This window comes from Corallococcus sp. 4LFB (assembly GCF_046520365.1).
GTDB classification, from domain to species: domain Bacteria; phylum Myxococcota; class Myxococcia; order Myxococcales; family Myxococcaceae; genus Corallococcus; species Corallococcus caeni.
On the sequence record NZ_JBKGHJ010000552.1, the window covers coordinates 1 to 5,076 of the forward strand.

The 5,076-nt window shown below is 72.9% G+C and carries 8 protein-coding genes; 3 read left to right on the forward strand and 5 right to left on the reverse strand.

Annotated elements, in window-relative coordinates; all coding sequences use genetic code 11:
- On the forward strand, positions 1 to 728 hold a 728-nt coding region (locus ACLEQD_RS36600), incomplete at its 5' end, for a transglycosylase domain-containing protein (RefSeq protein ID WP_410390525.1).
- Here ACLEQD_RS36600 and ACLEQD_RS36605 read toward each other — a convergent pair.
- Genes ACLEQD_RS36605 through ACLEQD_RS36615 form a run of 3 tightly spaced genes read right to left on the reverse strand, consistent with a single transcriptional unit; the run spans position 611 to position 1,799 of the window.
- Positions 611 to 1,333, reverse strand: coding sequence for a hypothetical protein (locus ACLEQD_RS36605; RefSeq protein WP_410390526.1), 723 nt, complete (start codon positions 1,331 to 1,333; stop codon positions 611 to 613). The genes ACLEQD_RS36600 and ACLEQD_RS36605 overlap by 118 nt on opposite strands.
- Complete coding sequence (locus ACLEQD_RS36610) at positions 1,330 to 1,647, reverse strand: MauE/DoxX family redox-associated membrane protein (protein ID WP_410390527.1); 318 nt, start codon at positions 1,645 to 1,647, stop codon at positions 1,330 to 1,332. The genes ACLEQD_RS36605 and ACLEQD_RS36610 overlap by 4 nt, the downstream gene beginning before the upstream one ends.
- On the reverse strand, positions 1,644 to 1,799 hold the full coding sequence (locus ACLEQD_RS36615; protein ID WP_410390528.1) for a hypothetical protein: 156 nt from the start codon (positions 1,797 to 1,799) through the stop codon (positions 1,644 to 1,646). Before ACLEQD_RS36615 ends, ACLEQD_RS36610 begins: the two co-directional genes overlap by 4 nt.
- 98 nt (positions 1,800 to 1,897) lie before the next feature.
- Between ACLEQD_RS36615 and ACLEQD_RS36620 the strand changes: the two genes are divergently transcribed.
- Positions 1,898 to 2,830 (forward strand): LysR family transcriptional regulator, encoded by a 933-nt coding sequence (locus tag ACLEQD_RS36620; protein WP_410390529.1) that lies wholly within the window; start codon positions 1,898 to 1,900, stop codon positions 2,828 to 2,830.
- On the opposite strand, the gene ACLEQD_RS36625 is transcribed toward ACLEQD_RS36620, so the two are convergent.
- Together ACLEQD_RS36625 and ACLEQD_RS36630 are read right to left on the reverse strand one after the other, a co-directional pair.
- A complete protein-coding gene (locus ACLEQD_RS36625; protein WP_410390530.1) occupies positions 2,827 to 3,411 on the reverse strand; it encodes a hypothetical protein in 585 nt (194 codons plus the stop codon). The genes ACLEQD_RS36620 and ACLEQD_RS36625 overlap by 4 nt on opposite strands.
- The gene (locus ACLEQD_RS36630) at positions 3,408 to 3,839 is read right to left on the reverse strand and encodes a hypothetical protein (RefSeq protein ID WP_410390531.1); all 432 of its coding nucleotides are present in this window, start codon (positions 3,837 to 3,839) and stop codon (positions 3,408 to 3,410) included. Before ACLEQD_RS36630 ends, ACLEQD_RS36625 begins: the two co-directional genes overlap by 4 nt.
- A gap of 457 nt (positions 3,840 to 4,296) precedes the next feature.
- On the opposite strand from ACLEQD_RS36630, the gene ACLEQD_RS36635 reads away from it, so the two are divergent.
- The coding region (locus ACLEQD_RS36635; RefSeq protein ID WP_410390532.1) for a phosphatidylglycerol lysyltransferase domain-containing protein at positions 4,297 to 5,076 on the forward strand (780 nt) is incomplete at its 3' end.

The following is a 5,076-nucleotide window of genomic DNA, read 5'->3' on the forward strand; positions in this document are numbered from 1 at the left end:
GTCGCCGGGCTGCCGGACGCGGCCCGCTGGTGAAGGAGAACCCGAAGACGACGGCGCTCATCGAGCAGCGCGCCAGCGAGGCGCGCGAGGCCGGGCGCAAGCCGCGCCGCCGGCAGCAGTGGGTGCCGCTGTCGGCGGTGTCCAAGCCCGCGGTGGACGCGGTGCTGCTCTCCGAGGACGCGAGCTTCTACCTGCACGACGGCGTGGACACGGTGGAGCTGGCGCGCGCGGTGGGGCAGGCGGTGGAGGAGGGGAAGCTGGGGCGGGGGGCGTCCACGCTCACGCAGCAGCTGGCGAAGAACCTCTGGCTGTCCACGGACCGCAGCCTGTTGCGCAAGCTGAAGGAGCTGGTGCTCGCGCACCGGCTGGAGGAGGCGCTGACGAAGCAGCGCATCCTCACGCTGTACCTCAACGTGGTGGAGTGGGGGAACGGCGTGTATGGGATTGAGGCGGCGGCGCGCGAGCACTTCGGCGTGTCCGCGTCCCAGCTCTCCGTGGCGCAGGGCGCGGTGCTCGCCGCGATGCTGCCGTCCCCGCGCAAGCGCTCACCGGCCAGCGGTTCGCGCGCGCTGTGGAAGCACGCGCACCGTGTGGTGGACTCGCTCAAGGTCTACAAGCGCATCAGCCCCGCGCAGGCGGAAGACGCGCACGCGGAGGTGGACCGGCTGCTCGGCCGCGCCCCCGCGGACGACGGCGGCGCGGACGACGCGGAGGACGACGGCCCCTGACGGGTGGGAACGGGGAGCCGTCCGGCCTGGATGGCGGCTCCTCGGGTTCCGGCCTGCTCCAGCGTCCAGCGCGCCAGTGCGTCCTTTCGCGCGAACCAGACGCCCGGCTGGCGCTGCGCATAGCGGATGAACTCCTCCAGCATCTTCACGCGGCCCGGCCTGCCGGAGATGCGGTCGTGCATGCTGATGGACATCATCCTGCGGCGCTCGCCCGCTTCGGCATACAGCGCGTCGAACTCGTGCTTGAGCTCGCTCGCGAAGTGGTCGGCGGTGTAGTTGCGCGACTCGAAGTTGATGATGTCGTTCATGCCCAGCGTGTAGGGCACCACCGCGAAGGGCCTGCCCCGCACGTCCACGACGAAGGGCTCGTCCCGGCTCACGTCGATGGGCGGGAACGGACTGCTCGCGCCGCGCTCGGGCTGCGCGCCGGCTTCGAACTGGAGCGACAGGGAGATGGCCAGCCGGGCTCCTCCCGGCCAGAAGCCCTTCTTCGCGGAGGCCCTCGGCGTGCCGCGCGCGGGGGCTTCCGCGGCAACGGCCCCCGGCACCGCGAGCGCGCCTGCCGCCAGGGCGGTACCGGACAGGAACTGGCGCCGGGTGCTCACGGGACGCTCCGGGGCGTCGCGGCCGGCGCGGACAGGCGCAGCCGGTCCAGGGCCAGGGCGTTGAAGCGGGCGGTGCCCAGCAGCGCGGCGTAGAGGCCCACGTAGAGCATCTGCACGCTCAACATCTCCCACTCGCTCCGCAGCGCCGTGCCGAACACGAGCGCCAGCATCAGCAGCCCTCCCACCGCGAGCGCATGACGCGTCAGCAGGCCCACCAGCAGCAGCGCGCCCACCGCCGTCTCCGCGAAGGGCAGCACCCACGCGAAGGGCCGCACCAGCGCTCCGGGCAGCAGGGAGGTCTCGAAGGCCTTCACCAGTCCGTCTGCGAAGGCCCCGGGGCCCCCACCAGCCGCACCACGCCGTGCAGCAGGATGTTGAGGCCCAGGGTGATGCGCAGCAGGGCATAGCCGGCCTCGCCGTCGGTGAGGCCGAACAGGCGTCCGGATTCGGGGGAAGGTGTCCGCATGGGTGCTCCTCCAGAGGGGGACGCGGTGGGCGTCCCCGATGCCCTTCTCTTGCGCCGGGGGACCGGGATTGGGAACGTGGTCCCGAGGAACGACGCCTGTGCCCCAGCGGAAAAAGCCGAACCCCCTGCTCTTCGACGAGGTGATGCCGCTGCACGCCTTCGTGCGGGCCGTGGAGGACGGCGGCTTCTCCGCGGCGGCGCGAAGGCTGGGCCTGACGCCCTCCGCGGTGAGCAAGCAGGTGGCCCACCTGGAGTCGCGCCTGGGGGCGCGGCTGCTCCGGAGGACCACGCACCACGTGAGCCTCACGGAGGCCGGCCGCGTCTTCTACGAGCACTGCCGCCGGGTGCTGGCGGAATTGGAGGAGGCCGCGCTGTCCGTCACGGCCCTGGATGAAAAGCCCCGGGGCCTCCTGCGCATCGCCGCGCCCGCGGTGCTGGGCGAGGTCCACGTCGGCGCGATGGCCGCCGCGTTCCAGGCCCTCCATCCCGAGGTGCGGGTGGACCTGGACGCGAGCGACCGGCTGGTGGACCTGGTGGAGGAAGGCTTCGACGTGGCGATCCGCATCGCGGACGCGCTGGAGGACAGCACGTTGGTGGCGCGGCGCCTCGGCCCGGAGCAGCGCCTCCTGTGCGCGAGCCCCGCCTATCTCCAGCGGCGCGGGACGCCGCGCACGCCAGACGCCCTGCTGGAGCACGACTGCCTGACGTTCAAGCGCGGGCATTCGCCCATGGCGTGGCAGTTCGAAGGGCCTGAAGGCAGACACAGCCTGCGGGTCTCCGGGCCCTTCCAATCCAACAACAACCTCATCCTGCGGCAGGCCGTCCTCCAGGGACGGGGCATCGCCAACCTGCCCGGCTATCTGGTGCTGGACGACCTGCGCGCGGGCACGCTGGTGACGCTGCTGCCGGAAGCCCCGGTGGCCGGGCGTGGCATCTTCCTCGTCCATCCGCACCGCCGGCTCGTCCCCGCCAAGGTGCGCGCCTTCGCGGAGTTCTGCGTGCACGCCTTCGCGCGCTTGCTCCAGCCCTAGAGCCCGCCGACCTCCAAGGCCCCGCCCAGCCCCGGGAAGGTCTTGGTGACGTTGGCGCTGAAGACGATGTTCTCCAGCACGATGTTCACCGGCAGCCCGCCCGTGGGCAGGCCGCTGGTCCGCGTGACGGTGTTCTCCACGATGAGCCACACGCGCCGCCGGCCCAGGGCCTCCTTCAGCGCCGGGCTGTTCACCGTGAGCGGCGTGCGGCTGTTGGGCGCGAACGCGCGCGGCGCCAGGAGCAGCGTGGACGCCGCGTAGTACGGCGGCAGGTTGGCCTCCGTGTACGTCTTGGGCGTGCCCGGCTCCGCCTGCCCGGTGAAGGACAGCCGCGCGCTCAGCTCCAGCGTGAGGACCTGGGAGGGATTGGCCACCGTGAGCGCGGCCTGCACCGTGTTGACGGTGACGACCGACAGGTCCCGCGTCTCCTCCGGCAGGTCCAGCGCCACCTCCGCGTACACCGGCGCCAGCACCGACGTCACCGGCACCGTCTGGGTGAACGGCGCCGTCTCCACGTTGATCTCCGCCGAGCACGACGCCAGCAACAAACCGCACAGGCCCACGACGCACCGCCGCATCATCGGAAGCTCCAGGACAGGTCGAAGGTGGGCAGCACCGGCAGGTCCTGCCCCGGGAGCGCCGGGTCGCTCAGGTCCACGTAGGCCGCGCCCAGCGCCAGGCCGAGGTGCTCGCCGCCGTAGCGCACGCCCGCGGCGGCCTTGAGCTTCGCGCCGCCCTTCACGCGCATGCCCCCTTCCGCGATGAGCGACCACGCCCCGGTGAAGTTCCACGCCACCGCGCCGGTGAAGGCCAGGTAGTCGGAGTCGTACCGCGCATAGCGCGCCTCGCCCTGCACCAGCACCGGCCCCAGCGACAGGCCATACACGCCGTAGAAGGCCGGGCCGGACAGCTCCGGCGTGAAGCTTTGGATGGCGGGCTCGCGCGACTCCACGCGGCTGGAGTACGCGGACGCGCCCACGAAGTGCGTGTAGCGCGCGCCCAGCGCCACCCGGTGCGGCCCTCCGGCCACCGCCCACCGCACCCCCAGGTTCGGCGCGAGCAGCGCGTCGCGTACAGCGACGTGTCCACCGACAGCCCGGCGAACAGCGGCAGCGCCGTGCGCTGGAGTCCCACCACCGGCGCGTCGATGACCTCCGCCGCATCCGAGGTGAGCAGCCGCGCGACGTTGGTGCGCACCTGCGCGAGGGCCGCGGCTGGCAGCAGCAGCGCGGCGATGAGCAACCCGGGGGGCGGAATGAGACGGTGTGGGGACACGGTGCACGGCTCCAGAAGAACGCGGGGACGTCTTCCCTTAGTGCGAAGAAGCCGCCGGAGTGGATCCATTCCCGCGCGCTCCACCCGGGGAGGGTGCACTTCCGCACGGTCCGTCCAGGAAGGGCCCTGCCTCCCCGGGCGGCTTTGGCTGGCGGGCCGCCGCGGTGGGACGTAGTTTGAACGCAAAAACCATGGCCGACTCCCCCCAGGACACCGCAGGCGACGCGCGCGAGCGGGTGCTGGCGCTGCTCAAGCGCCACGGCTGGAACGCGACGTCCTTCCAGGTGCTCCAGCCGGGCTTCCAGTACTGGTTCGCGCCGGAGGGGGACGGGTGCATCGCCTACGTGGACACGGGCGGCGCGTGGGTGGCGGGAGGCGGCCCCATCGCCGCGCCGGAGCGCGTGCACGACGTGGTGGCGGCCTTCCACCGGGCGGCCCGGAGCGCGGGCCGGCGCGTGAGCTTCTTCGCCACGGAGGCGCGCTTCTCCCAGCTCGTCCCGTTCGAGGAGCTGCCCATCGGCGAGCAGCCGGTGTGGGACCCGGCGAACTGGGAGCGGGTGGTGAAGGGCAGCCGCAGCCTGCGCGAACAGCTCCGCCGCGCGCGCTCCCACGGCGTGCGCGTGCGCGAGGTCCCCGCCGAGGTGATGGAGACGGAAGGCCACCCGCTGCGCGCGGCGGTGGAGGTGCTGGCCGAGCACTGGCTCGCGTCGCGCCGCATGGCGACCATGGGCTTCCTGGTGGGGCTGGCCCCGGGCGCCTTCGCCCGCGAGCGCCGCGCCTTCGTGGCGGAGGTGGAGGGCCGCGTGGTGGGCTTCCTGTCGGTGACGCCCGTGTACGCGCGCGACGGCTGGTTCCTCCAGGACCTCTTGCGCGAACCCACCGCGCCCAACGGCACCGCGGAGACGCTGGTGGACGCCGCGATGCGCGCCGCCGCCGTGAACGGGCGCCGGTACGTGACGCTGGGGCTGGCG

Coding starts and splice junctions, on each gene's coding strand:
- ACLEQD_RS36615 (WP_410390528.1), bottom strand. CDS start 1,799: ATGCGGACACCTTCCCCCGAATCCGGACGCCTGTTCGGCCTCACCGAC.
- ACLEQD_RS36625 (WP_410390530.1), bottom strand. CDS start 3,411: ATGATGCGGCGGTGCGTCGTGGGCCTGTGCGGTTTGTTGCTGGCGTCG.